Origin of the sequence: Paenarthrobacter aurescens, from assembly GCF_025421775.1 — a bacterium.
GTDB lineage: Bacteria > Actinomycetota > Actinomycetes > Actinomycetales > Micrococcaceae > Arthrobacter > Arthrobacter aurescens_B.
The window spans coordinates 88,031-112,449 of record NZ_JAOEFX010000001.1; the positions used below are offsets into that span (position 1 = coordinate 88,031).

Here is a 24,419-nt window from a genome sequence, read left to right on the forward strand (position 1 = left end):
GCACACTAAGAATTCCTATGTAGTCGAGGTGACTCCCATGGCACCGCTGGCAGCGGCACCCGTACGCGATGCTGCGGAAGCTGTGACCACGAGGAGTCACCTGATCTACTTTTCCTCGACCTCCGAGAACACCAAACGATTCGTCCAGAAACTGGGCACGGATGCGGCGCGCATCCCGCTATACGCCCAGGATGCCCCGCTTCGAGCCCTCGAACCCTTCGTCCTTGTACTGCCCACTTACGGCGGAACAAACGGTGAAGGTTCCGTGCCGAAGCAGGTCATCAGATTTCTCAACGATCCCGGGAACAGGGAACTAATCCGGGGTGTTATCGGAGCAGGGAACACCAATTTCGCGGACAACTACTGCGCGGCGGGGGACATCATCTCCGTCAAGTGCAAGGTGCCGCATCTTTATAAATTTGAACTCATGGGGACGCCGGAAGACGTTCAGCGGGTCAACGAAGGGCTGGAAAAGTTTTGGACACAACTGTCGCAGAAACAGAAGTAACCGGGGGCGCTGTGGACACGGTCAAGAAGCCGCTGCCTGAGGCTTTCAAGGGCTTGGGTTATCACGAGCTCAACGCCATGCTGAACCTGTATGGCCCCAACGGCGAGATCCAGTTCGAAGCTGACCGTGAGGCTGCGCACCAGTACTTCCTGCAGCACGTGAACAACAACACGGTGTTCTTCCATGACTTGGAAGAGAAGCTCGACTACCTGGTGAAGAACCAGTACTACGAGCGCGAAACCCTTGACCAGTACACGATGAACTTCATCCGCGACCTCTTCAACCGCGCGTACAAGAAGAAGTTCCGCTTTGAGACGTTCCTGGGCGCCTTCAAGTTCTACACGTCCTACACACTGAAGACGTTCGACGGCAAGCGTTTCCTGGAGCGCTACGAGGACCGCGTGTGCATGGTCGCGCTGCACCTTGCCCGCGGCAACGAAGAGCTGGCCAACCGTCTCGTTGACGAAATCATCGATGGCCGTTTCCAGCCGGCCACCCCCACGTTCCTGAACGCCGGCAAGGCCCAGCGCGGCGAGCTGGTCTCCTGCTTCCTGCTCCGCATCGAAGACAACATGGAGTCGATCGCCCGCGCCATCAACTCCGCACTCCAGCTCTCCAAGCGTGGCGGCGGCGTTGCACTTTCGCTGACCAACATCCGCGAGCATGGTGCACCGATCAAGCAGATCGAGAACCAGTCCTCCGGCGTCATCCCCGTGATGAAGCTCCTCGAAGACAGCTTCTCCTACGCCAACCAGCTCGGTGCCCGCCAGGGTGCAGGTGCCGTGTACCTGCACGCCCACCACCCGGACATCCACCGCTTCCTGGACACCAAGCGCGAGAACGCCGATGAGAAGATCCGTATCAAGACCCTCTCCTTGGGTGTTGTCGTACCGGACATCACGTTCGAGCTCGCCAAGAAGAACGAGGACATGTACCTCTTCTCCCCGTACGACGTCGAGAAGGTCTACGGTGTCCCGTTCTCCGACATCTCGGTGACCGAGAAGTACTACGAGATGGTTGACGATTCCCGGATCAAGAAGACCAAGATCAGCGCCCGCGAGTTCTTCCAGACCCTCGCGGAGATCCAGTTCGAGTCCGGCTACCCGTACATCATGTTCGAGGACACCGTGAACCGGGCCAATCCGATCGACGGCAAGATCACCATGAGCAACCTGTGCTCGGAGATCCTGCAGGTTTCCTCGCCGTCCATCTACGCCGAGGACCTCAGCTACGAGACCGTGGGCAAGGACATCTCCTGCAACCTGGGTTCGATGAACATCGCCAAGACCATGGATTCGCCGGACTTCGGTCTTTCCATCGAGACGTCCATCCGTGCACTCAGCGCTGTTTCGGATATGTCATACATCAACTCGGTGCCGTCCATCGCCCAGGGCAACGCCCAGAGCCACGCAATCGGCCTCGGCCAGATGAACCTGCACGGCTACCTTGCCCGTGAGCACGTCCACTACGGTTCCGAAGAGGGCCTGGACTTCACCAACATCTACTTCTACACGGTGCTGTTCCACGCGCTGCGCGCCTCCAACCGCCTCGCCATCGAGACCGGCCAGAAGTTCGGCGGCTTCGAGAAGTCCACCTACGCCAGCGGTGAGTTCTTCGACAAGTACACCGAGCAGGAATGGACGCCCGAGACGGAACGCGTCCGTGAGCTCTTCGCCGGCCACCACATCCCCACCCAGGATGACTGGCGCGAGCTGAAGACTTCCGTCATGGAGCACGGCATCTACAACCAGAATCTGCAGGCTGTGCCGCCTACCGGTTCCATCAGCTACATCAACAACTCCACGTCCTCCATCCACCCGGTGGCCGCCAAGATCGAAATCCGCAAGGAAGGCAAGATCGGCCGCGTCTACTACCCGGCGCCGTACCTGACCAACGACAACCTGGAGTACTACCAGGATGCCTATGAAATCGGCTACGAGAAGATCATCGACACCTACGCCGCTGCCACGCAGCACGTGGACCAGGGCCTGTCCCTGACGCTGTTCTTCAAGGACACCGCCACGACGCGCGACATCAACAAGGCGCAGATCTACGCATGGCGCAAGGGCATCAAGACCCTCTACTACATCCGTCTCCGCCAGCTCGCGCTGGAGGGCACTGAGGTGGAAGGCTGCGTCAGCTGCATGCTGTAATCAGCCTTTATCGGTTGATTAATTGCGGCCCCGGCTGCACTCAAAACTAAAGAGCACGACGGCGGGTTCCCACCCGCCGTCGTAGGCTTATCTCAAGAAAACCATCGCTTTAAGGGGATGAAATGACCGAAAAGGTCAAGCTGCTGACACACGTCGAGGCCATCAACTGGAACAAGATCCAGGACGACAAGGACGTGGAAGTCTGGAACCGGCTGGTCAACAACTTCTGGCTGCCCGAGAAGGTGCCGCTCTCCAACGACGTCCAGTCGTGGCACACGCTGACCCCTGATGAGCAGCAGCTCACCATGCGCGTTTTCACGGGCCTCACACTGCTGGACACCATCCAGGGCACAGTGGGCGCTGTTTCGCTGATCCCGGATGCGATCACTCCGCACGAAGAAGCCGTGTACACCAACATCGCTTTCATGGAATCGGTGCACGCCAAGTCCTACTCGTCCATCTTCTCCACTTTGTGCTCCACCAAGGAGATTGACGACGCTTTCCGCTGGTCCCTCGAGAACGAGAACCTGCAGAAGAAGGCGCAGATCGTCATGGACTACTACCAGGGCGACGATCCCCTGAAGCGCAAGGTTGCCTCCACGCTGCTGGAGAGCTTCCTGTTCTACTCGGGCTTCTACCTGCCCATGTACTGGTCCTCTCGCGCCAAGCTCACGAACACGGCCGACCTCATCCGCCTCATTATTCGTGACGAGGCCGTGCACGGTTACTACATCGGCTACAAGTTCCAGAAGGGCCTGGAGAAGGTTTCCGAGGCACGCAAGCAGGAAATCAAGGACTACACCTTCGAGCTGCTCTTTGAGCTGTACGAAAACGAAGTCCAGTACACCCACGACCTCTACGACGGTGTGGGCCTGGCCGAGGACGTCAAGAAGTTCCTGCACTACAACGCCAACAAGGCCCTCATGAACCTCGGCTACGAGGCCATGTTCCCGGCTTCCGTCACTGACGTGAACCCGGCCATCCTGTCGGCCCTGTCCCCGAATGCTGACGAGAACCACGACTTCTTCTCGGGCTCGGGCTCCTCCTACGTGATTGGCAAGGCTGTCAACACGGAGGATGAGGACTGGGAGTTCTAGGTAGTCCAGCCGGAAGGTCGTTGTGAGGATTCCACCTGAACCTCCAACCACGATCTGACCGGCCGTTGAAAACCAAAAGGACCTCGCATGCTTGAGCGTGCGGGGTCCTTTTTGCTGTCATGAGAAGGAGACTTGAATTCCGGCCGAGCTGAACATGCCGGTCAGCATGGACTTTGTGTTTTCACTTGCCTGCTTGCGAAGCTGTGATTCCTCAGCTGCAGACGTAAGTTTCGTCTCAGCGAGCTTGAAATACTCCGCTTGCTGGGGCGCCTCTATAGCATCGGCGATTCGTTCCATGATGCCGCGGTCTTGGCTAAACACATAGGAACGATCGTGGTCCAAGTTTGGCTTATCCAGCTGCGCCTCCGGCAGCCGCACGGTCATCGACTTCCCATCGGCTGACAATACAAGGTCGTCGTCGGCAAACCCGGATAGATCGATGTAGGCGTTAACCGTACCAGCGGCGACGAAAAGCGTCCGGCGTCCTGAAATTAGGGCGGGAACCCCTGCGACGTTGTGGTCGATGTCCAGGACAGTTTCGAAGTTGCCCACTGCGGCATGATACTGGCTGACGTCCTTGATCGACTTCAAAAGGGCAGGCTGGCTGCGGTCTGTCCGCTGCGACTGGAAAGGGCTGACTCCCGCCACGTTGGCTACGCCGACTGCGGCTAATACCAGTACGATGGCGCCAACAATCAGGATCAGGGTGCGCTTGATCACTGGGCACCGACCGCCTGTGACGGCCCCTGCTGCTTTTTCGTCCGCTCATTGCCGGCGAAGCCTCGGATGATCATCTCGCCGGCAATCCCGACACCGATGAGCATCAACAGAGTGCCGTTCCTGGCCGAACTAGCGGCGATATAGGTATTCTGTGAGGCCGTAACTGCCGCGATATCGTTGGCGTACCAACCGTTGACCACCGATTGCTGCGGGGCTCCCTTGGTCTCCCCGTTATTGACCTCGTTCTTGATGCTCGCGTCGGCGAGGTCTGACTTCCACTCGGACGGGTTGCCTGCGTCGACAACAGCAGGCCCGGTGCCAGCCCAAGTCAGGATGAACAGCAATCCGAGGATGATGCCCAGAATGACCCTTGAAAGCTGCACTGGTCCGGCAGCTGCAGCAAATGTTTTGAAAAGCCCGGGCTTCTTGACGACGTTCGCCTGCGGAGTCGACTCCGGGATAGGCGGAACAGGCGGGTTGTAGCCTGTTGACGTGTCGTAATACGACATATTTTCCCCATTTTTCGTGCTTGGTAACGACCGCCTTGTGGCAGAAGATCTTTTGTCTCAGGAAAGCCAGACTCAGTTTCCGACTGGTGGCGCAAATTTCTTGAGCCGGAAACGAAGTTTTGATCCGCGAGTAGGATCGTCGCCCAATGACTTCGTTTCATCAATGTAACGTTCCCCGAACTCCTTAAGGAGAAAGTCGTCGACAATTCCCACGTGCCCGGCTGGGAACTTATAGGACATTACTTTGGGAAACAGAATCCGGCAAGACGAGCTCCAATCCGCTCTATCTCTCGGCTAAGGATGCAAATGGGCGAATGGCGGACATGAGTCTGTTCGCCGACAATCAGCTGGGATCCGGCGAGATTCTGCCCGGCGACAAGGCTCGGGGCAACATTGCATTCGATATTGCACCAGGCGCTGACACCGTCATGATCCCTGGTCCTCTGCTGCAGGAGGCCGCGCGGATCCAGATCCCGGGATAAGCTCACTTCGGCCGGACCATGAGGCCCGGCAGTGGGTAGGTGCAGCGTGGCTAGCAAGGTCCTGCCGCACCATGGGGGACACTGATAACTTCGCGGCAGGAAAGCCCTGGGCTCCTCTGCCGCGAACCGAATTGCAGGGTTGACGAACAGGCACAGGGTTGAGTCTGTAATTAGAGGGGGACAGCACATGACCGAGAGTGAATCCGTGACGCTCGAAACACAGCTCGATGACGAGGGGGCCAATGCTGACATTGCGAAGGCGGTCAGTGCCCGTCATTCGATCGCCCGCAAGTACGTCATGAGGATTCGGCGCCGTCGTCCAGAGGCGACCCCGGCGGAAGTGATCAAGTTGTTGGAACGTCACTACAGCACGTCAATCACAGCCGCCGGCGCGGCCATTACTGCAGGGTCCATCGCCGCTGAGGTGGGCATCTCCCTTATCCCGGGTGGAGGAGTCGCGGCCGCGGGTCTTAAGACCGCCGGGAAACAGGCCGCAAAGAAGACTGTGCAAGTAACAGCCAAGGAAGCGGCCAAAGTGGCCGCGAAGAATATGGCCCTGGGTGCTGCGAAAACCGGTGCTCATCGTGTAGCCGCGCTTCTCCCCGCCGGTGATCAGCAACTTCAATTCGAGATCACAGCAATTTTTGGGCTGGCCCTCGCAGACATTCACGGCATGGACCTCGACCAAGATCAGGCACATGCTCTGGTTTACGGGCTCACTAACGATTCCGTTAGCCAGACGCAGATTGCAACCATGGCTAAGGATGTAGCGGAAACGTCTCCCGATGGAGTGGTGGGAGTTGGTCACAAGTTCGCCGTTGCCAGTGGTGACTGGTCCCATTGGGCAACGACGCTTGCAGACACACTGCCAAGCGGGGCAGCACAAAGTCTTGTCAGAACCATACAGACGGGTCAGCTGGATACCGTACGTGAGACCTTGAGCGGGAAACAGCAGTCAGCGATTGAATACGGCGTGGGTGCGCTGGCAGGCGGAGTCAGCCGATTCGTATTTGGCCGCGACGTGGTCGTGGCAGCTCGGGCCGCGTTCCCTGAGGCTCCTGAGGAGTTCCCCGAGAGTCTGGGTCTTCAGGACAAGTCGTCAGACGCCGATGCTCGGGAGTCGGAGCCCAACCGGGCGCTTGCAGCCTTGGAGGATGCTGCGAAATCCACAGGAAGCTGGATCACAGGGACGGCCAGCACGGTTGGGGGTGGGGTTGCGACTGGTGCCACCGCTGTGGGATCAGGCGTAGCAGGCGCCGCCGCAGCGGTGTCCCGCCCGTTCCGCGCAGTGGACGTTGACGGAGACGGGATACCTGATGAGCCACAGGCATTGTCTGCGGTCAAAGGACTCGGCGGTGCTCTGGCGGGCGCCACAGGCGCAGCAGGTGGGAGAGTCGCTGGTCTCTTCAAGTCGCGGAAGCGAGACACGTCTGGCACACCGGAGAGTGCGCCTGAGGAATGAATCCCCGACGCCGAGAGGGCTTCCACGGCAGAGAGCTCTGGCCGCCTGGTACCTACGGGCCGCCCTCGTCTGCTGAGGCAGGACGCCTAGTACGTGCGTGCCCGGGTAAGGGTGGAGCGGTTGAGTGGTAGCTATGTCCTGTGGGTGTCCTGATTTGTAGGGTGTGAGCGTCTGCGAGTAGGGGTTTTGCGTTCCAGCCGGGGTTTTCTTTGGTGTGGTTGCAGGCTTCGCACAGTCCGGCGCCGTTGTCCAGGGTAGTGGTTCCGCCGGAGTGCCAGGGCACGATGTGGTCGATGTGCCGGATGGGTGCATCGCAGTAGGGGGTGCGGCAGCCGTGGTCGCGGGCTTCGATGAAGCGTCTGAGTCGCGGTGGGAAGAGCCGGGCCTTTGAGTCCATGGCCAACAGCTCGCCACTGGCTGGCGCGGTGTAGAGCCGTCGGAGCCAGACCTTTAAGTCCTGATTCTGACTGGCTGCTGCCTTGGTCCCTACCTGGGTGGTGGATTGTCCGGCGCCAATCAGAGTCCGAGCCCAGGGAGCAGGGACGATTCCGTAGCCCTGGAGCCTGGCCGGTTCACTGTCGCCTTGGAAGAGGGTGCGGTCGGTCATAACGACTTGGAGTTCGATGCCCGAGACCCCGCCGGCCGTGCCTGTGGTGCGTTCAACAAGTGAGTCTGCCATGACCTGCCCACGGTTTCGGGGGTCGCCGCTGGAGCGGGCAGAGTCGGCCGTCCGGGTCAGCGCGGCATACACTGCAACGCCCTGGGCTACAGGAAGCAGCGCGGTCAGATACGTCATGGTGTCCGGTGCGGGGCGCAGACTTACCGTCCTCTCGCTGGCGGCATGGCTGGACCGCTGGGCCACTGACCTCGGATCACGACGGTATGCGGCGGCCTTCGCGGCGGCGATGATGGCCTTGTCTCCTGCACTGTTGAAAGTACCGGTGTCGGGGGCGAGCTCTTCATCGACGGAGGCTCGGTCTTCAACACTGAGGCAGGCTGTTTCCTTCACGAGCAGTGTGGCCCGCCATTCATTAAGCTGCCCCGAACTCAACGCCGCCAAGGTGCGCGGCATCTCCGTGACTAGAGCTTTGGCAAGCCCCAATAACCTGGAGCCACGGTACGGTGATTCCCGCCGCGCCAAAGCCACCTGCGCGCCAACGCCCTTGCCTCGCTCCGCCACAGGGATGCCGGCCTCGGCTTGCTCGGCTCGCTGCGCTAGATCGAAAGCCACAGCAATCTGCGCTTGCAATCCGGTGATGGCCGACTTCATCTCCTCCAGGATCCGCAACTGACCAATCAGATGGCCACTGATAGTGCCGGGCTGAGCCGCACCTCGGGAGATGGCACGAAGAGACGCGGTAGACGCCGTTGTCTCCGCTTGCCTTTCCCCGTTCTGCTTCATGTCCTTACGTTCGCAGCAGGCACTGACAATATAGCGTCAGCGGCCCAAAGGGGCGTTCAATGCGTCCTTAGTGCCCTTCGTTAGAACGATCTACCACGTAAACGCGGCGCAGGGGCATACGACTTTGCCATCGCGCCGCGAGACTCTCGTAGTTCGCAATTGTGTGTTCGACTATGTCTGCCCCAGTCATCAGCCGCAAGTTCTGGCGCTCACGTTCGTACCCCAAAGCGTCCTTGCTGTAGCTACCAAGGCAAACGAATAGTGCAAGCTCTCCGTGCGCGAGTGTTCCGCTCAGTCTCTGGACGTCCGGGCGGGACTGTTGGGCGCTGGTGTGCTTGCACTGAACCTTGATCAGAGGAGGTTCCAGACCCAAAGGGTCCTTATGCGCGATGACATCGACGCCACCGTCCGACGAGTAGGGGGTCACCCGAGCCTGGTACCCCATGGCGCGGAGGAGATCGGCTGTGAAGTGTTCAAATTCTTCATGGCTAAGGTCCTCAAGGAGTGTCTTTAGTACAAAATCGCGCGTGAATTGATCGAGTCTTGCCGCGCTGGGTTCCGTTTCCACCCAGTCGTCGACAGCTTCCGAAGTCACGTCAGAAGACATCGCGGAAGGCGGTCTAACCGTTCCAGAGTCGAGATAGTCCAAGAAGACTTGTACGTTTTTCTTGACGCGGAAAAGGGTCATTGCCGATCCGATTTCGTACAGGGCTTTCTGCGGAAACAAACCTCGCGAGACGCCCGTCTGGACCCACCGGACTTCCCGTCGATGAGGGTGAACCTGGGTATCGGGGTAGTAACTGTAGTTCCCTGTTATCACGCCGAAGTTCAGGGTGCTGTCTGCCCGATGCGGTGCGATGACAACGTCGCCTTCCTTCATCTCAAAGGCAAAACGTCGGAGTATTCCCGCCCAGACGGGGTAGGCCCCGGCCTTTGCATCGGGATAGGCAACTTCTAGCGCACGCTTTAGTTTTTCCCTGTCATTGCCGATGGAGCGTATGTCAGCGATGGCGTTCCAGCCGATGCTGACGAATCCCTGCTCAAGAAGCTCGCTGGACAAAGCATCATTGTGGATGCCCCACACTACGGCCAATTGGGCCTCCAATTTTTGTAGGGTTCAAGGTCTATTTCTGGTGTTCAGCCTATATGTGACGCGGAGTTGAACCGTCCCGCCCTTGTCCGCGTCCTTACATCAGGGGAGGATAAGTGCCATCTTCGGGAGGTTCACCATGGTGCGGCTTGAAAAGTTCGAAAAGTACTTGATCGAAGAGTTCTACGACGACTACCGGTCAGGGGACATGTCGCACAAGACATTCACCAGGCGGGTGGCATTCATTATGGGGAGCATGACGGCCGCTGCTGCGGCCATGACCTTAGTGGGCTGCACACCTGACGAGGTGCCGCGGACCACTGATCCGATGCCAACGCCATCGCCTGCTTCTTCGGCTGGATCGGCCGGGACGGCGACAACCGCGGTTCCCAACGCCAAGAGCCCATTGTCTGTTCCGGAAGGCGCGGCCGGCCTGACAACAGCCACGGTGAAACTGACTTCCGGAGGGACAGAAATCAGCGGGTATCTGGCCCGGCCCGACGGAAGCGAAAAGGGACCCGCGGTCCTGATTTGCCACGAGAACCGAGGGCTAACCCCGCATATCCAGGACGTCGCCCGGCGCTTCGCCAAGGAAGGCTACGCAGCGCTGGCTCTGGATCTGCTGAGCCGGGAAGGCGGCACGGCGTCCATGGACCCGGATGCCGTCCCGGGTGCGCTCACCCAAGCCGGTGCCCAAAGGCATGTGCAAGACTTCGCCGCCGCCTTCGACTACCTCAACGTCCAGGACTTCGTAGAAGAAGGCCGCATCGCCATGATCGGATTTTGCTTCGGCGGCGGTATCACCTGGCAGGCATCCACGGAGATCCCTGGCCTCAAGGCAACGTCGGCCTTTTACGGTCCAGCACCGGACCTGGCCAAAGTACCCACCATCAAGCCGGCCGTGTTCGGTGTCTATGCGGAGAACGACGCACGCATCACCGGCGCGATGCCCCAGTTCCAGGAAGCCTTGGACGCATCAACGGTCAAGCATCAGCTGAAGGTGTACCCGGGCGTGGACCACGCGTTCCACAACGACACCGGTGACCGCTACGTTGAAGCCCAAGCAACAGCCGCCTGGAACGACACCCTGACGTGGTTCAAGGACAACGTTTAACCCGGCCAGACCTCACCCGTTTAACCGGGCAGCCTCACTGGCCAGCTCGGCTTCAAGCGTCTCAATACTCGGCAGGGACGCCACCAATTCGTCAGGCAAGGAGTCCGCAAGGGAGGTCCGCCACTCAGCGATGCCGACGGGAGCGTTGAAGCCCCGCAGCGCGTACTCCGCCACCACGCTGTTCTTCTCCTTGCACAGCAGCAAGCCGATGGTCGGCTTGTCGTCCGGGTGTGCCATGAGATCGTCCACGGCAGCCATGTACATGCCAAGCTGCCCCAGGAACCCGGGTTCAAACTTAACCGCTTTGAGTTCGATCACCATGTAGCACCGCAATTTCAGGTGGTAGAACAGCAGGTCAGCGAAAAACTCGTCGCCGGCAATCTCCAACCGCACCTGCTCGCCAACAAACGCGAAGCCCTGGCCCAGCTCCAACAGGAACTTCTCCACGTGTTTCACCAACTGCAGCTCCAGGTCCCGTTCGGTGTGCCGGTCACCCATGGACAGAAAGTCGAAGACGTAGGGATCCTTGGTGGCCTGCTGAGCCAGGTCCGAGTCCGCTGGCACCATAGTGGACTTGAAGTTGGTGATGGCCTGCCCGGAGCGTTCGTGCAAGCGCGTCGAGATCTGGTGGGTCAGCACGTTGCGTGACCATCCGTGTTGGGCAGCTGCCGCGGCGTACCAAAGGCGCGTGGCGGCGTCGTCGAGCTTTTCCAGCAGGGCGATCTGGTGATACCAGGGCAATGTTGCAAGCGGCGCTTGCAACATTGGAAAGTCCGGCCAGGCCTGGGCGAAGCTCTTCATGTACCGCAGGTTCCTGGGGGAGAACCCTTTCGCTTCCGGATACCGGGTGCGGATATCGGCCGACAATCGCGTGACCACTTTGGCGCCCCAGCCCTGCTCGGACTCCCGTTCCGCCAATTGCCTGCCAATGCTCCAGTACGAGTTCAGGACCTCGCTGTTGGCCGCAGCCATCGCTCGGGTCCTGCCCACCCGGACCTCTTGCGCCACCGTATTGAGCAGAGCCGGATACCAGTCGGGCATGGACGATGCTGCCGGAATCCCCGGAAATGAGGCCTCGGTAGCGAGCTCTTGGGACGGCATGTGTCTCCTGTCGATTGCTGTTGGGATCACGCTATGCGGAGGGACTGACAAAATAGACGGGTGAGTGAAGCCGCCGAATTTGTGGACTACACGTTGCAGCGTGAGTCGTCCTGGGAGAAAGCCGACGAAGCCAGCGAACGCCTCGGTGGAGCGCTGAAGGTCTATGGCGCGTCCGTGGGCGCCGTCCGCGGAACAATCCGGGATGCTTTGAAGCGGTACAAGAACCTCAGCCATGACGACGTCACCGCCCTGAGCTCGGAACTTTGGGAGGAACCGGTTTTTGAACGGCGCCTCGCAGCGGTGGTTCTGTTGCAGAGCAAAGTGGGCGTCCTTGTGAATACGGACCTGACCCGCATCGAGGGTTTTATCAGGCACGCCGGGACGCCGGAACTGGTGAATCCGCTCGCCAAGGATGTGGTGCGGCCCCTGCTCGCCCGGCTCGAGGGGCCGGCAAAGGACCGCGCTGATCGCGTTCTTGGTCGTTGGGCGACCGACCCGGACCCCGAATTGCGACGCGCGGCTGCCCTTGCCACAGGCGCCACCACCCCTTGATAAGCACCAGGGACGCGCCTAGCGTTTCCCTCACAACATGCCAGTGAATCGAGAGGCAGATTGTTCGATGAAATCGCTATGGTTGGACCGTCAATCTCACTTCACGTCCGACGCAATCCCCGATGAGAAGCACTTTGACACGATAGTGGTGGGCGCAGGCCTCACCGGTATGGTGGCTGCGTTGCTCCTATCCCGGTCCGGCCAGCGCGTGGTGGTTTTCGAGGCACGAACACTTGGCGCTGTGACCACGGGCAACACCACTGGCAAGCTGAGTCTCTTGCAAGGTGGCGCGCTCTCGGCGTTGCGCGGCCAGTACTCACTCAAGGTGGTCCAAGCCTACGTTGAGGCCAACAAGACAGGACAGGCCTGGCTCACGCAGTACATGGAGCAGCAGGGCATTCCGTTCCAGCGCCGGACTGCGGTCACCTTCGCAAACACCGACGACGGCGGCCAGCGTCTCCGCAAAGAAGCCGCGGTTTCGCGTGACGCGGGATTGGATGTCCATTTCAGCCGTGATCCCGGACTCCCGTTCGCGGTAGTCGAGGCGCTTGAGCTGGAGGACCAGGTCCAAATCCACCCGATGGATGTCTTGGAGAACCTGGCGAGCGACATCCGGGAACACGGCGGCCTGGTGGTTGAGGGCGTACAAGTGCAAAACGTCAGTGGCCAACAGCCGTTGGAGGTCTCCACGCACAAGGGAACCTTCACAGCGGACACGGTTGTGCTGGCGACGGGGATACCGATTCTGGACCGTGGACTTTACTTTGCGAAGCTCGAGCCCAACCGTTCCTACGCTGCCGCACTCCGTGTACCGGGCGACACAACAATCCCGTCCGGCATGTACCTGTCCATTGATGGCCCAACCCGCTCCCAGCGAACCTACCCAACTCCTGGAGGTGAACTTTTGCTCGTGGGCGGCTACGGTCACGCGGCTGGGCGGGCCACATCTCCGAAGGCGCATCTGGATGAGCTTCTGGGATGGGCCAGCCAGCATTATCCCGGCGCGGAGGCGACCCATACGTGGTCAGCCCAGGACTACCAGGCAACCAACCTCTTTCCATTCTTCGGCAAACTGCCCCGGGGCCACAGCCGGATCTTCTTTGGCACGGGCTACAACAAGTGGGGGATGAGCAACGGCGTCGCCGCTGCGCTGTCCATCACCTCGGACATACTGGGTGGCCAATCTGATTGGGCCACTGTTATCCATCACCGGGTGACCTCGCCCAAGGGTGCTGCAGAAGCTATCCGACATAACGCCGACATTGCGCGTCGGATGATCGAGGACAAAGCCAAAGTCAGGAAAAACCCGGAGATTACCGACGAAACCCGCCCGCCCGAGGGAACGGGCGTCGTCGGACTTTATCAGGGCGAGCCGGCGGCGGTTTCGACGGTGGATGGGAAGGTGTGCATGGTGTCGGGCAGCTGCGCGCATTTGGGCGGATTGCTGGGCTGGAACGATGCCGAGAAATCGTGGGACTGCCCGCTGCACGGTTCCCGTTTCACCCCCGGGGGCAAGTACCTTGAAGGCCCTGCGACCCATCACTTGCAGAAGCCGCCCGTCAGGAAAAAGGACTAACTGAGCCGATCGACGCGCCGCTTGGCTTGATCCGCGCTTCGTCGCAGCTGCGTTGCCGTCCTCACGGCGCCCTTCTTGTCTGATTCTGCGGCGTCGGCATCCCGGGTGAGCCCGATCAACTCGGCTTCCAAGGACGCCAATCGTTTCTTGGTTTCCTCGATCTCTGATGTGAGGTTTGTTCGGCGTTCGGCCAACTTCCTGACGACGTCCCACGCTTGGTCCGCTGTTTCTTCGGCGTGGTGAGCCTCTTTGTCGGCCGCCTCGAATTCGCTGCGGGCCTCCTTCAGCGCCCCCTGTCGTTTGGCGGCGCGACGCTCAGCCAGGGAAGTCGCCTGCTCTTTCGGTTCCTTCTCCTTGGGAGGGGATGGTTCCTTGGCAGGCGACGGGTCCTTCTTGCCTGGTGTCGCCACACGCGGCTCCGTGGCTTCAAAGCCAGCCAACTCCTCCGGCCCGGCTGCGGCCACGGCACCTGTGAGGTCTACGGACTCGAAGCCGCTGCCGCTCAGTGCGCGCACCAATCGCCCGGTGGCTACCGCGCCGGCAGCCCCCGCATCAGCCATCGCCGCCCTTAGGGTCTGCTCCGTATCGGCAACCGCGGCTGCGCTGAGCGGTGCTCCCAACTCGCTTGCGAGATCCTTGGCCGCCCGCACTGCCGATGCCAACTGGCCTTGCCGTTGTTGCCCCAACCCGCGAAATGCCTCCGCGTCAGACTCCTCCTGTGCGGTTCGGAGCGAAACGCCAAAACGCACGACGCCGTCAATCACCTCGGGCTTATGAACCGCCACCATGTTGATGGCCCAGGCTGCGGCGGCGGGCTTGGGCAGTCCGCCGATTTCCTTCGCCAGGGCGCTATCGCCGCCGTCCTTTGCCTTGCGGACCAGCGCCGACCGCTCCGCTGTGAACTCACGCGGCAAGACGGCGTACAGCTCCTGGGCAGCTTCGCGGAGATCCATGAACTTATCCTAGGGTTTCATCCGGGCGGCAAAGGGGACCAAATCCGCGTTGGGCCGATGCTTAGGGTAGCCTAAGCCGAGTGGACCAGATCATGAGCTTGCCCTTCGGAGTCGCCCTGGCGGCGCTGTTTGCGATAGTCATGATCCGCGTCAACGTCACGTACTGGATTGGCCGTGGCGTCGTGGCCGGATTCGGCCACACCCGATTTGGCAAGTCCTTGGAGCGGCCAAAGTCAGCCCGGGCCCAGGCCCTGATCCAGCGGTGGGGGCCATACGCCGTCGTACTTTCTTTCCTGACCATTGGCCTCCAAACGGCGGTCAACCTTGCAGCGGGTGCGGCGCGGATGCCGCTGCGCCGCTACCTGCCGGCAGCCATTGGGGGTTCTGTCATCTGGGCGTTGCTTTATGCCACCATCGGACTTGCCGCCTTGGAGGCGTGGCTGGCGGTGGCTGCGGCGTCCCCCGTTGGCGCAGGTCTGGCACTTGCCACCCTGGCCGCCGTCATCGTGTGGCTGGTAGTTCGCAGGCGTCGTTCTGCGGCCAAATCAGCGGATACAGTGGTCTGAGTTCTACTGCTGGATCGGCGAAAGGCTCGGGTTGACTACTGCATTACCGGAACTGGCGGACGGCGATTTCTACTACGAAACGTTGGGTGAGGGCCGCTACCGGTCCACACTCCATGCCCAGGGTGCATGGAATCCACACGAACAACACATGGCTCCGGCCTCGGGCATCATCGCCGATGCCCTTGTCAGGCATGAGCCCAGGGACGACGTGCGATTGGCCCGCATCAGCTACGAAATCCTCGGATTGATTCCCGGCGGCGAATTCCAGGTCACCACCTCAACGCTGAGGCCTGGCCGGACCATAGAACTGATCCAGGCCGAACTTACTGCCGGAGGCCGGGTGGCCATCCGTGCTTCGGCCTGGCGAATGGTCACCAGTGACACCAGCGCCGTAGCAGCGGTGGAAGACGAGCGCATGCCGGCGCCCGACGAGTGCAAGCCATGGGACGGAGCCAGCGTGTGGCCGGGCGGGTACATCCGCTCGCTGGAGATGCGCTTGGCGGAGGGCCACCGACCAGGATCCGGCAAGGTGTGGATCCGGACCTCGCACCCTCTGACGGACCGGCAGGACAGCACGGACCTTGCGCGTTTGATGGGCCTGGTGGACACAGCCAACGGCATCGCGGCCCGTGTCCCACCGGGCGAGAACAGCTACATTTTTCCCAACGTGGACCTGCAGATCCACATGTACCGGGCACCGTCCGGTGAATGGCTCGGGTTGGACAACAAGGTTTCCTTCGGAGCCGACGGCATCGGGCTGACCTCCACAGTGCTCCACGACGTCAACGGGCCGTTCGGCAGGGCCGAGCAGATCCTGACGTTGAGGAAGAGCTGATGCCGGCCGACGCGGTCCGCGGGCAGCTCACTGTGTACCGCCAGCACGAAAGCATGGGCGCAGCAGAAGACCTAGATTTCGCCCTGGAGCTCCTGAAGCGCACCCGCAGCGGGCAGCTGGGTCCTTCGCTTCGCCTGTACCGCCCGGAGCCTACGGTTGCTTTCGGCCAGCGGGATGCCAACCTACCGGGTTTCCACGCAGCGGAACAGGCCTGCCGGGAGCTGGGTTTCGAGCCTCTCATCCGGAAAGCCGGAGGCCGCGCAGCTGCCTATCACCAGGGCACCTTGGTGATAGACCACATTGAGCCACATCCGGACGCGATCGTACGCGCCAAGGCCCGTTTTTCGGAGTTCGGTGAACTGTTGGCCGGTGCGCTCCGCAGCGTCGGTGTTCACGCCGCCGTCGGTGAGATTCCGGGGGAGTACTGCCCCGGCGAGTTCAGCGTTCACGGCGAGGATCCGGACTTTCCGGCCCACCGTATCAAGCTCATCGGTACTGCACAGCGGGTAGTCTCCGGTGGTTGGCTGTTCAGCTCAGTGATTGTGGTGGAGAACTCCCAGCCCATCCGGGACGTCCTGACGGCGAGCTACGCCGCGTTGGGCCTTGACTGGGATCCCGCAACGGCCGGCGCTGCCAACGACCTGCTGCCGCACCTGGATGTGGACACCGTGGAGGGCGCTGTCATTGAGGCGTACGGCGGTTACGCGGACGTCGTCGACGGCGACTTCCGGAGTCTGGTGGCTTAGCGGCACCTGCGCCGTTGAGCACGGAGTTACCCGGGTTTAGGCTGAGGTCAACAGGAAATCCAATCACGCGGATCGCGGTGGCACAATGGGCCGGAAGCATCACCCGTTTGAGGATTCGGACGTCGATATCAGCGTCAGCCCACCGAAGAGGTCTGCCGCCGGTTTGCCCAGCCTAAGTGAAACCCTCCCGCACGCCCTCGCTAACATGGGGCCGTCGCGGGCATGGAAGACGCTGAGGGCCGTCAACCAGAAGGACGGCTTTGACTGCATGAGTTGTGCCTGGCCTGACCCGCCGGAGCGCAAAGCGGCCGAGTTCTGCGAGAACGGTGCCAAGGCCATTGGATGGGAAGCGGAACCGCTGCGGATCCCCACGGAATTCTGGGCAGAGAACGGGCTGGGCTCCCTGGAACGGAGATCGGAGTTCTGGCTGGGGCAGCAGGGCAGGCTGGTTGAACCTGTCTACAAAACCGCTGGTTCAGATCACTATGCCCCCGTCAGTTGGGATCGGGCCTTTGAGATCATCGCGGGAGAGCTCAACGGCCTCGACGATCCGGACCAGGCCACGTTCTACACCAGCGGCCGGACCAGCAACGAAGCTGCGTTCCTTTATCAGCTGTTCGTGCGGGCGTTCGGAACCAACAACCTCCCGGACTGCTCCAACATGTGCCACGAGTCCACGGGCATCGCAATGGGAGAGACCATCGGAGTAGGCAAGTCTGCCGTCACCTACCCCGACTTCGCCAAAGCCGACCTGATCATCATCATGGGACAGAATCCGGGAACGTGCCATCCACGGATGCTCACTGCTCTCGAAGACGCCAAACAAGCCGGCGCGGAGATCGTTGCCGTGAACCCATTGCCGGAAGCTGGCTTGATAAATTTCCGGAACCCACAACGTCCGCGCGGCCTGGTGGGAAAAGGCACGGACCTTGCCGATCAGTTCCTTCAGATCCGGATCGCCGGGGACATGGCATTGCTGCAGTCTCTCAGCAAGCGCGTGCTCGACGCAGAAAGGGTGGCCCCCGGGACGGTGCTGGACCGTACGTTCATTGATGAACATTGTCAGGGTTTTGTTGGTTTCGCCGCCCATCTCGCTACGTTGAATGAGCGCGATGTGCTGGCAGCCACGGGGCTGACCAGCGAAGAAGTCGATGAACTTGCCGGGAGGTACCTCCGTGCCGGGAAGGTCATTGTCACGTGGGCCATGGGGCTCACGCAGCATAAGAAGGCCGTGTCCACCATCAAGGAAATCATCAACCTGCTCCTGCTGCGCGGCAATATCGGCAAACCCGGGGCGGGGCCGTGCCCGATCCGTGGACACAGCAACGTCCAGGGTGACCGGACCATGGGCATTTGGGAGAAGATGCCGCCACGGTTCCTGGATGCCCTGCAGAGTGAGTTTGGCTTTGAACCCCCGAGGCGTGCCGGCGTCGATGCGGTAGACAGCATCAGGGCCATGAGGGATGGAAGGATCAAGGTTTTGGTGGCATTGGGCGGCAACCTGATCCATGCAATCTCGGACACCGCTGTGGCGGAAGCGGCCGTGAGGAAAACCCGCCTGTCCGTCCAGATTTCCACCAAGCTGAACCGGTCACACGTGGTGGTGGGTGAGCGGGCGCTGATCCTGCCCACTCTGGGGCGAACCGAGGTGGACAGGCAAGGCGGCATCGAGCAATTCGTTACGGTGGAGGACACAGTGTGCGCGGTGCACCGCTCGGCGGGTCCCCTGCAGCCGATTGCCCCGGACGTCTTGTCCGAGGTTGCCATCGTCAGTCGCCTTGCCCAGGCTGTGCTGGGCAACAAAATGCTGGTGGATTGGGTCGGTCTGCGCACTGACTACGACACCATCAGGGACCACATCTCCCGCATAGTGCCGGGCTTTGAGGACTTCAACACACGCATTCGTGAGGAGGGCGGCTTCGTGCTTCCGCATGGACCCAGGGACAGCAGGACGTTCCCCACGCCAACAGGCAAGGCCATGTTCTCCGTCAATGAACTTGAGACGATCGTGATTCCGCCAGGCCGGTTGCTTTTGCAGACCCTCCGGTCCCACGACCAGTTCAACACCACCATGTACTCCATGAATGATCGATACCGGGGGATCAAGAAAGGCCGCATGGTGTTGCTGGTCAATCCGCAGGACTTGGAGGAGTTGGGCTACCAGGACGGTGGTTATGTGGACGTTCACAGCGAGGCCGACGACGGCGTGGACCGTGTCCTTCCGCAGTTGCGTTTGGTGGCGTACCCCACTGCGAGTGGCTGCGCTGCTGCTTACTACCCGGAGGCCAATGTGCTGGTCCCCTTGGATTCGACGGCGGAGGAAAGCAATACGCCGGCGTCGAAGTCTGTGATCATCCGGCTTGAGCCGGCTGCCGCACCGGTTTACGGAACGGCAGCCGACAAGCAGTCCTGAAGGTGTCAGTGCCCGCGGGCGATCCATTCGTCCAGGTGCGGCTTTTCCGCACCGATGGCAGTGGAGTCCCCGTGTCCTGTTCGGACCACTGTCTCATCCGGCAGGCTGAGCAACTTGGTCCGGATGGACTCGATAATGGTGGGGAAGTCGCTGTAGGAACGGCCGGTCGCGCCGGGTCCGCCTTGGAAGAGGGTGTCCCCGCTGAAGAGTGTCCTTTCGCTGGGCAGGTGGAACGACACCGACCCGGGCGAGTGTCCGGGAGTGTGGATTGCCGTTAGCTTCGCACCGCCGACGGTGAACTCGTCGCCGTCCGCAATTGCGACATCGGGGTCAACGTCCGGGAAAACTGCCCGCCACAGCATCCAGTCGTCCTGGTGCAGGTGGATGGGTGCCTTGACGAGGTCCCGGAACGCGCCGGCCGAACGGATATGGTCGTCGTGGCCATGGGTCAGGAGAATGGCTTTGACCGTGCGGCCGTTGACGGCCTCAACTATCGCTTCCGGGTTGTGGGCGGGGTCGATGACGATGCACTCTGCGTCGTCGCCGAGGATCCACACGTTGTTGTCCACGTCCCAGGTTCCGCCGTCGAGCGAGAACGTGCCGGACGTGACAACATGGTCGATGCGGAGGTCGTTGGTGCTGGTCACAGTTCCACCACCGATCGCAGGACGGCGCCTTGGTGCATTTTGTCGAAGGCTTCTTCCACCTGGTTGATAGTGATGCGCTCCGTTACGAAGGCGTCCAGGTCCAGCTTGCCCTGCTTGTACAGGTCCACCAGCATCGGGAAGTCCCTGGAGGGCAGGCAGTCGCCATACCAGGAAGACTTGAGGGATCCGCCGCGGCCAAAGACGTCCAGGAGGGGCAGCTCGAGAGTCATTTCGGGTGTCGGGACGCCTACCAGGACAACGGTTCCCGCGAGGTCGCGGGCGTAGAACGCCTGCTTGTAGGTTTCCGGACGTCCGACGGCGTCGATCACCACATCTGCTCCGAAGCCGCCGGTGAGCGCACGGATCTCTTCCACGGGGTCGCCGGCGGAGGAATCGACGGTGTGCGTGGCGCCCAGGTCCTTGGCACGCTCGAGCTTCTTTGCATCGATATCGACGGCGATGATGGTGGTGGCGCCGGCAAGCGCCGCACCGGCGATGGCGGCTACGCCCACGCCGCCGCAGCCGATGACGGCAACCGAGTCGCCCCGCTTGACGCCGCCGGTGTTGAGCGCTGCGCCCAAACCTGCCATGACGCCGCAGCCGAGCAGGCCGACGGCGGCAGCATCGGCGTCGGGGTCTACCTTGGTGCATTGGCCGGCCGCCACGAGCGTCTTTTCGATAAAGGCGCCGATTCCCAGGGCGGGGGACAGCTCAGTGCCGTCCTCGAGGGTCATTTTCTGGGTGGCGTTGTGGGTGTTGAAGCAGTACTGGGCTTGGCCGCGCTTACAAGCGCGGCAGTTGCCGCAGACGGCACGCCAGTTGAGGACAACCCGGTCGCCGGGTGCTACGTCCGTGACGTCCGGACCGACTGCGCTGACCACGCCGGTGGCTTCGTGGCCCAGCAGGAACGGGAAGTCGTCGCTGATGCCGCCGAGTTTGTAGTGGAGGTCGGTGTGGCATACGCCGCTGGTGAGGATGTCAACCAGGGCCTCGCCTGGACCGGGTTCGGGAACCAGGATGGTTTCGAGGGTTACGGGTGCGCCTTTGGAGCGGACGACGACACCTTTGACTGCGTGGACCATGGAGAGCTTCCCTTCGGGCTCGCGGAGAGCGGCCCGATTAAATGCAACAGGGCCCGCTACGGATTCCCATTCTGTCTATCACAAGTGGCAGACAGTGCGTGGATTGTTCCGTGCGGACCCCGGCATGAACTCGGTGGCACGGGACCTTATGCGGCCAGTCGGCTCTCAACCTCTGATGCGGAGGGGTTGGTTGCAGCGGTACCGTCCGGGAAGAGAACGGTGGGAACTGTGCGGTTGCCTCCGTTGAGCTGCTCGACGAGTTCGGCAGTGCCATCCACTTCTTCGATGTTGATCTCGGTGTAGCCGATGCCCTTGGCGTCCAGTTGCTTCTTTAGGCGGTTGCAGTAGCCGCACCAGGTGGTCGAGAACATGGTGATGGTGCCGGAGTCGGGAGTGAAGTCCACAGAGCTCTCCTCAGTATTCGTCGTTTTCACGGGAGTGGTTCGTTCCTAACAACGGTAACCCGCTACCGAATAATTCCCGTGCGGCCGCGAAGCCGGGTTACGTCACATGCCTGTGCTGGTGCGTTCTGCGAGGAAAGGGCAGACTGTTCGCATGTGTGGACGTTATGTGATGGCCCGTGCGGTGGGGGACCTGCTCGCCGATTTTGACGCCGAGCTCGAGAAGGAAATAGCCCTGGAGAAATCGTGGAATGTGGCTCCGACGGATGCCGTTCCCATCGTTTTGGAGAGGTTGATTGATGACGATGTGAAACGGCAGCTCCACGTGGCGAAGTGGGGGCTGGTGCCTTCGTGGGCGAAGGATCCCAAGGGCGGTGCCCGGCTTATCAACGCTCGAAGCGAGACGCTGTTGGAGAAGCCGTCCTTCAAGAAGGCCGCCGTTGCCAGGCGTTGCGCGGTTCCTGCTGATGGCTACTACGAATGGAAAAAGGGCGAGGGAAAGAACAAGCAGCCCTATTATGTGCATCCGGGGGATGGCCAGGGCTTGGTCTTTGCAGGCTTGTACGAGTGGTGGCGGGACCAGTCGGCCTCTGATGATGACCCTGCCCGTTGGTTGCTGTCCATGTCCATCCTGACCGCGGACACCCCTACGGCTGAGTCGGCCAGGTCCCGGCGCAGCGCCTCTGTCTTTGATGAGCTGACCGCCCTGCATGACCGTGTTCCATTGCCGATGAGCACAGAGACGATGGAAGCCTGGTTGGATCCGCGGGAAAAGGACGCTGAAGGGTTGGTGGAGCTGGTCCGCTCCAGGGCACACGATGCCGCAGCTGCATGGACACTGGACCCAGTGGGTGCCGCGGTGGGAAATGTCCGCAACAATTCACCGGAACTCGTTGAACCGGTGGAAGGCCTCTTCTAGAACTTAGAGAGCCTCGGTGACCGGTACGCCGGATTGAAACTCCCGGCCGTCCGCTTCGCTGAAGCCCGTCATGACGTGGCCTTTGCTCAGCCCATGGATGGCCGACATGGGGAAGTTCCCCGTGATGACGTTGCCCGAGTGCTCCACGCCCTTGATGTCGTAGTTTTCCTCAGCACTGAGGGAATGGTTGAAGGAGTAGAACGAGATCGCCTCGCCGTTCATGAATTCGATGCCGAGCCTGCGCTGCGAGGAATAGTCCTCGCTGGCAGCAACAAGGCCCACGACGTAAGCGCCGGAGCCTGGTATGTTGCCATCGATTTCGAACCTTGCCACAAGGTTGTCGTCTTCGGCGGAGATGTTGACCTGCTTCAGGAGTGCGTCATTGGTGCTCATTCCACAATCCTGCTCTGTGGACACGCTGGCGTCCACCCCTCGGGACGTCATCCTTCCAAGAGCCGCTGGATGTTGCGTGTCACTGTTGCCCTGTCCATGATCCTGCCCTTGCGGGCGGTCAGGAGGTGCAGGGCCTGCCCATCGCTGTAGTCGGAAACTGCCTCCGCCCGCGCCCGGGCGTCAGGTATTGCCATTGCTTCGAGCAGTTGCGCCAACGCCGATACCAACCGCTCGTGCCCGGCGGCGACCATCTCTGGCTGGTCGAGGGCGAAAACGAAACGGGCCCTGGTCAGGTCGGCGTTTTCAGTCGCGAGTCGCATGACTGCTCCAGCGATTTGGTCCGCCAAGGAGGCTACCGACGTCGGAAAGTCCGCCCGCCCTTGCTGCAGAAGGAGGCGGTCCAGTTCTTCAACGCGGTCGACGGCGGCACTGACCAACGCGGCACGGTTGCGGAAATAGTTCGAGGTAGTTCCGACGGCGACGCCGGCTTGGGCGTCGACGGCCCGGTGGGTGAGTCCCTTGAGACCCTTGGCGGAGACGACGGCGAGCGCGGCATCGGCAAGTTGAGTTCGTCGGTCTTGCATGGCGAAAGTCTAACTTCAACCCCTGGTACCACTACAAATGTAGTTGTACAGTGTGCTCATGGAAAAAGTGGACATCATTGGCGGAGGAATCGCCGGACTGGCGCTCGCCGGGCGGCTGGATCCCAGCAGGTTTCACGTCACCGTGTATGAGCAGCGGCCCGAACTCCCGGCAGTTGGGACAACTCTTGCCATGTGGCCGGGTGCTCAGCGGGCCTTGGCCGAGCTGGGAATCCTTGGTGCCGTTCGGAGTCGTGGTTCCATCATCAAGACGGGCGCTCTCCGCAGCCCCTCCGGGGATCCCATGCTCTCCATGGAAGGAGAAGGGCTGGTAGGAGTGTCCCGGCCCGAACTGCTGAGGCTGCTGGACTCCGCAGTGCCGGATGCGGTGTCAAGGGTGGCCAGGCGTGTGGATCGCCCACCAGCCGATGCTTGGCTGACCGTGGGCGCGGACGGAGTCAAAAGCATTGTTCGACGCAGCATTTGGGGCCCGCGCAGTACTGCCAGGCCCACTCCATTCCTTGCTGTCCGCGGAGTCACTCCCGGAACCCCGTCCGCCGAAGACATCGGCGAGTACTGGGGGAGGGGCGAGATTTTCGGTTTGGCACCTGCGGGTGATGGAACCAACTGGTACGCCTCCTTCAGGTCTGCCCTTGGCCCGGACGGGGTTGACGTCGCAGAAGCACTTGAGGTGACGCGGTCCCGGTATGCGAAGTACCCACCAGCTGTTCGGCGTGTTCTTTCCAGTGCGACTCCGGACAATTCACTGGCTCAGCGGATCTGGACGACGCCTCCCCTCGGACGATACGCGCAGGGCAATGTGGTGTTGCTTGGGGACGCCGCACACGCCATGACCCCCAATCTTGGCCGGGGTGCCTGCGAAGCCTTGATCGATGCTGTGACCCTGGGCAAGCTGCTGAACGAGCGGCCCCTGAAGGAAGCGCTCGCCGCCTATAACCGGGAGCGGGTCATGCGCACTCAGCTGCTCCGGCTGGCTTCTTCGCTCATGGGTAGCGTTGCCCTCGCCCAGGGTGCACAACCTTGGCGCGACGCTGTGGTGAAACAGGTGGGCAAGCGTTCCAAGCGGACTGCTTCGCGGATGGGTACCTAGGGCCTG

General features: G+C 61.3%; 25 protein-coding genes. 14 read left to right on the forward strand and 11 right to left on the reverse strand.

The genetic code is table 11. The features are described from left to right. Positions 1 to 37: 37 nt before the first annotated feature. The 3 genes from nrdI (at position 38) to nrdF (ending at position 3,758) form a co-directional block, all read left to right on the forward strand. A complete protein-coding gene (gene nrdI, locus N7568_RS00480; RefSeq protein WP_261607969.1) occupies positions 38 to 508 on the forward strand; it encodes a class Ib ribonucleoside-diphosphate reductase assembly flavoprotein NrdI in 471 nt (156 codons plus the stop codon). Between the two features lie 11 nt (positions 509 to 519). Beyond that, the gene (nrdE, locus tag N7568_RS00485; RefSeq protein ID WP_261608480.1) at positions 520 to 2,661 is read left to right on the forward strand and encodes a class 1b ribonucleoside-diphosphate reductase subunit alpha; all 2,142 of its coding nucleotides are present in this window, start codon (positions 520 to 522) and stop codon (positions 2,659 to 2,661) included. 122 nt (positions 2,662 to 2,783) lie between these two features. Continuing rightward, positions 2,784 to 3,758, forward strand: a complete 975-nt coding sequence (gene nrdF, locus N7568_RS00490; RefSeq protein WP_011775019.1) for a class 1b ribonucleoside-diphosphate reductase subunit beta — start codon at positions 2,784 to 2,786, stop codon at positions 3,756 to 3,758. Between the two features lie 117 nt (positions 3,759 to 3,875). Here nrdF and N7568_RS00495 read toward each other — a convergent pair whose 3' ends face one another. Beyond that, the gene (locus N7568_RS00495; protein ID WP_261607970.1) at positions 3,876 to 4,478 is read right to left on the reverse strand and encodes a DUF4230 domain-containing protein; all 603 of its coding nucleotides are present in this window, start codon (positions 4,476 to 4,478) and stop codon (positions 3,876 to 3,878) included. After that, entirely contained in the window at positions 4,475 to 4,987 is a 513-nt protein-coding gene (locus N7568_RS00500; protein WP_261607971.1) for a hypothetical protein, read from the reverse strand. Before N7568_RS00500 ends, N7568_RS00495 begins: the two co-directional genes overlap by 4 nt. A gap of 314 nt (positions 4,988 to 5,301) precedes the next feature. Here N7568_RS00500 and N7568_RS00505 point away from each other — a divergent pair, with 314 nt between their 5' ends. Next, a complete protein-coding gene (locus N7568_RS00505) occupies positions 5,302 to 5,469 on the forward strand; it encodes a hypothetical protein (RefSeq protein WP_261607972.1) in 168 nt (55 codons plus the stop codon). A gap of 187 nt (positions 5,470 to 5,656) precedes the next feature. After that, complete coding sequence (locus N7568_RS00510; RefSeq protein WP_261607973.1) at positions 5,657 to 6,931, forward strand: hypothetical protein; 1,275 nt, start codon at positions 5,657 to 5,659, stop codon at positions 6,929 to 6,931. 52 nt (positions 6,932 to 6,983) lie between these two features. On the opposite strand, the gene N7568_RS00515 is transcribed toward N7568_RS00510, so the two are convergent. Further along, positions 6,984 to 8,333, reverse strand: coding sequence for an HNH endonuclease (locus N7568_RS00515; protein WP_261607974.1), 1,350 nt, complete (start codon positions 8,331 to 8,333; stop codon positions 6,984 to 6,986). Positions 8,334 to 8,400: 67 nt separating this feature from the next. Next, positions 8,401 to 9,393, reverse strand: coding sequence for a restriction endonuclease (locus N7568_RS00520; RefSeq protein WP_261607975.1), 993 nt, complete (start codon positions 9,391 to 9,393; stop codon positions 8,401 to 8,403). Between the two features lie 169 nt (positions 9,394 to 9,562). Between N7568_RS00520 and N7568_RS00525 the strand changes: the two genes are divergently transcribed. Beyond that, positions 9,563 to 10,537 carry a dienelactone hydrolase family protein gene (locus N7568_RS00525; RefSeq protein ID WP_261607976.1) on the forward strand — a complete coding sequence of 325 codons (975 nt, stop codon included), beginning with the start codon at positions 9,563 to 9,565 and terminating at the stop codon, positions 10,535 to 10,537. A gap of 12 nt (positions 10,538 to 10,549) precedes the next feature. Here N7568_RS00525 and N7568_RS00530 read toward each other — a convergent pair whose 3' ends face one another. Continuing rightward, a complete protein-coding gene (locus tag N7568_RS00530) occupies positions 10,550 to 11,638 on the reverse strand; it encodes a PDDEXK nuclease domain-containing protein (protein ID WP_261607977.1) in 1,089 nt (362 codons plus the stop codon). Positions 11,639 to 11,698: 60 nt separating this feature from the next. Here N7568_RS00530 and N7568_RS00535 point away from each other — a divergent pair, with 60 nt between their 5' ends. Both N7568_RS00535 and N7568_RS00540 read left to right on the forward strand, forming a co-directional pair. Further along, positions 11,699 to 12,190 (forward strand): DNA alkylation repair protein, encoded by a 492-nt coding sequence (locus N7568_RS00535; RefSeq protein ID WP_261607978.1) that lies wholly within the window; start codon positions 11,699 to 11,701, stop codon positions 12,188 to 12,190. A gap of 67 nt (positions 12,191 to 12,257) precedes the next feature. After that, positions 12,258 to 13,766, forward strand: coding sequence for an FAD-dependent oxidoreductase (locus tag N7568_RS00540; RefSeq protein WP_261607979.1), 1,509 nt, complete (start codon positions 12,258 to 12,260; stop codon positions 13,764 to 13,766). Here the strand turns inward: N7568_RS00540 and N7568_RS00545 are convergent. Then, positions 13,763 to 14,719, reverse strand: a complete 957-nt coding sequence (locus N7568_RS00545; RefSeq protein WP_261607980.1) for a hypothetical protein — start codon at positions 14,717 to 14,719, stop codon at positions 13,763 to 13,765. The genes N7568_RS00540 and N7568_RS00545 overlap by 4 nt on opposite strands. Before the next feature lie 80 nt (positions 14,720 to 14,799). On the opposite strand from N7568_RS00545, the gene N7568_RS00550 reads away from it, so the two are divergent. The 4 genes from N7568_RS00550 to N7568_RS00565 all read left to right on the forward strand — a co-directional run bounded on the left by N7568_RS00550 (position 14,800) and on the right by N7568_RS00565 (position 19,279). Then, entirely contained in the window at positions 14,800 to 15,285 is a 486-nt protein-coding gene (locus N7568_RS00550) for a DedA family protein (protein ID WP_261607981.1), read from the forward strand. Between the two features lie 31 nt (positions 15,286 to 15,316). Continuing rightward, the gene (locus N7568_RS00555; RefSeq protein ID WP_261607982.1) at positions 15,317 to 16,120 is read left to right on the forward strand and encodes a thioesterase family protein; all 804 of its coding nucleotides are present in this window, start codon (positions 15,317 to 15,319) and stop codon (positions 16,118 to 16,120) included. Then, the gene (locus N7568_RS00560; protein ID WP_261607983.1) at positions 16,120 to 16,866 is read left to right on the forward strand and encodes a lipoate--protein ligase family protein; all 747 of its coding nucleotides are present in this window, start codon (positions 16,120 to 16,122) and stop codon (positions 16,864 to 16,866) included. Before N7568_RS00555 ends, N7568_RS00560 begins: the two co-directional genes overlap by 1 nt. Positions 16,867 to 16,951: 85 nt before the next feature. Then, positions 16,952 to 19,279 carry an FdhF/YdeP family oxidoreductase gene (locus tag N7568_RS00565; protein WP_261607984.1) on the forward strand — a complete coding sequence of 776 codons (2,328 nt, stop codon included), beginning with the start codon at positions 16,952 to 16,954 and terminating at the stop codon, positions 19,277 to 19,279. 5 nt (positions 19,280 to 19,284) lie between these two features. Here the strand turns inward: N7568_RS00565 and N7568_RS00570 are convergent, their stop codons facing one another. The 3 genes from N7568_RS00570 to N7568_RS00580 all read right to left on the reverse strand — a co-directional run bounded on the left by N7568_RS00570 (position 19,285) and on the right by N7568_RS00580 (position 21,412). Further along, entirely contained in the window at positions 19,285 to 19,926 is a 642-nt protein-coding gene (locus N7568_RS00570) for an MBL fold metallo-hydrolase (protein ID WP_261607985.1), read from the reverse strand. Next, positions 19,923 to 21,008: an S-(hydroxymethyl)mycothiol dehydrogenase gene (locus N7568_RS00575; protein WP_261607986.1), complete on the reverse strand. Its 1,086-nt coding sequence runs from the start codon at positions 21,006 to 21,008 to the stop codon at positions 19,923 to 19,925. The genes N7568_RS00570 and N7568_RS00575 overlap by 4 nt, the downstream gene beginning before the upstream one ends. Before the next feature lie 146 nt (positions 21,009 to 21,154). Further along, the gene (locus tag N7568_RS00580) at positions 21,155 to 21,412 is read right to left on the reverse strand and encodes a mycoredoxin (RefSeq protein ID WP_018777778.1); all 258 of its coding nucleotides are present in this window, start codon (positions 21,410 to 21,412) and stop codon (positions 21,155 to 21,157) included. A 169-nt stretch (positions 21,413 to 21,581) separates the two neighbouring features. Between N7568_RS00580 and N7568_RS00585 the strand changes: the two genes are divergently transcribed. After that, a complete protein-coding gene (locus tag N7568_RS00585) occupies positions 21,582 to 22,328 on the forward strand; it encodes an SOS response-associated peptidase (protein WP_261608481.1) in 747 nt (248 codons plus the stop codon). Between the two features lie 3 nt (positions 22,329 to 22,331). Here the strand turns inward: N7568_RS00585 and N7568_RS00590 are convergent, their stop codons facing one another. Both N7568_RS00590 and N7568_RS00595 read right to left on the reverse strand, forming a co-directional pair. Then, the gene (locus N7568_RS00590) at positions 22,332 to 22,721 is read right to left on the reverse strand and encodes a hypothetical protein (RefSeq protein ID WP_014921999.1); all 390 of its coding nucleotides are present in this window, start codon (positions 22,719 to 22,721) and stop codon (positions 22,332 to 22,334) included. Positions 22,722 to 22,768: 47 nt separating this feature from the next. Next, positions 22,769 to 23,305 (reverse strand): TetR/AcrR family transcriptional regulator, encoded by a 537-nt coding sequence (locus N7568_RS00595; RefSeq protein WP_261607987.1) that lies wholly within the window; start codon positions 23,303 to 23,305, stop codon positions 22,769 to 22,771. 52 nt (positions 23,306 to 23,357) lie between these two features. Between N7568_RS00595 and N7568_RS00600 the strand changes: the two genes are divergently transcribed. Then, the gene (locus N7568_RS00600; protein ID WP_261607988.1) at positions 23,358 to 24,413 is read left to right on the forward strand and encodes an FAD-dependent monooxygenase; all 1,056 of its coding nucleotides are present in this window, start codon (positions 23,358 to 23,360) and stop codon (positions 24,411 to 24,413) included. The last annotated feature ends 6 nt before the right edge of the window (positions 24,414 to 24,419 follow it).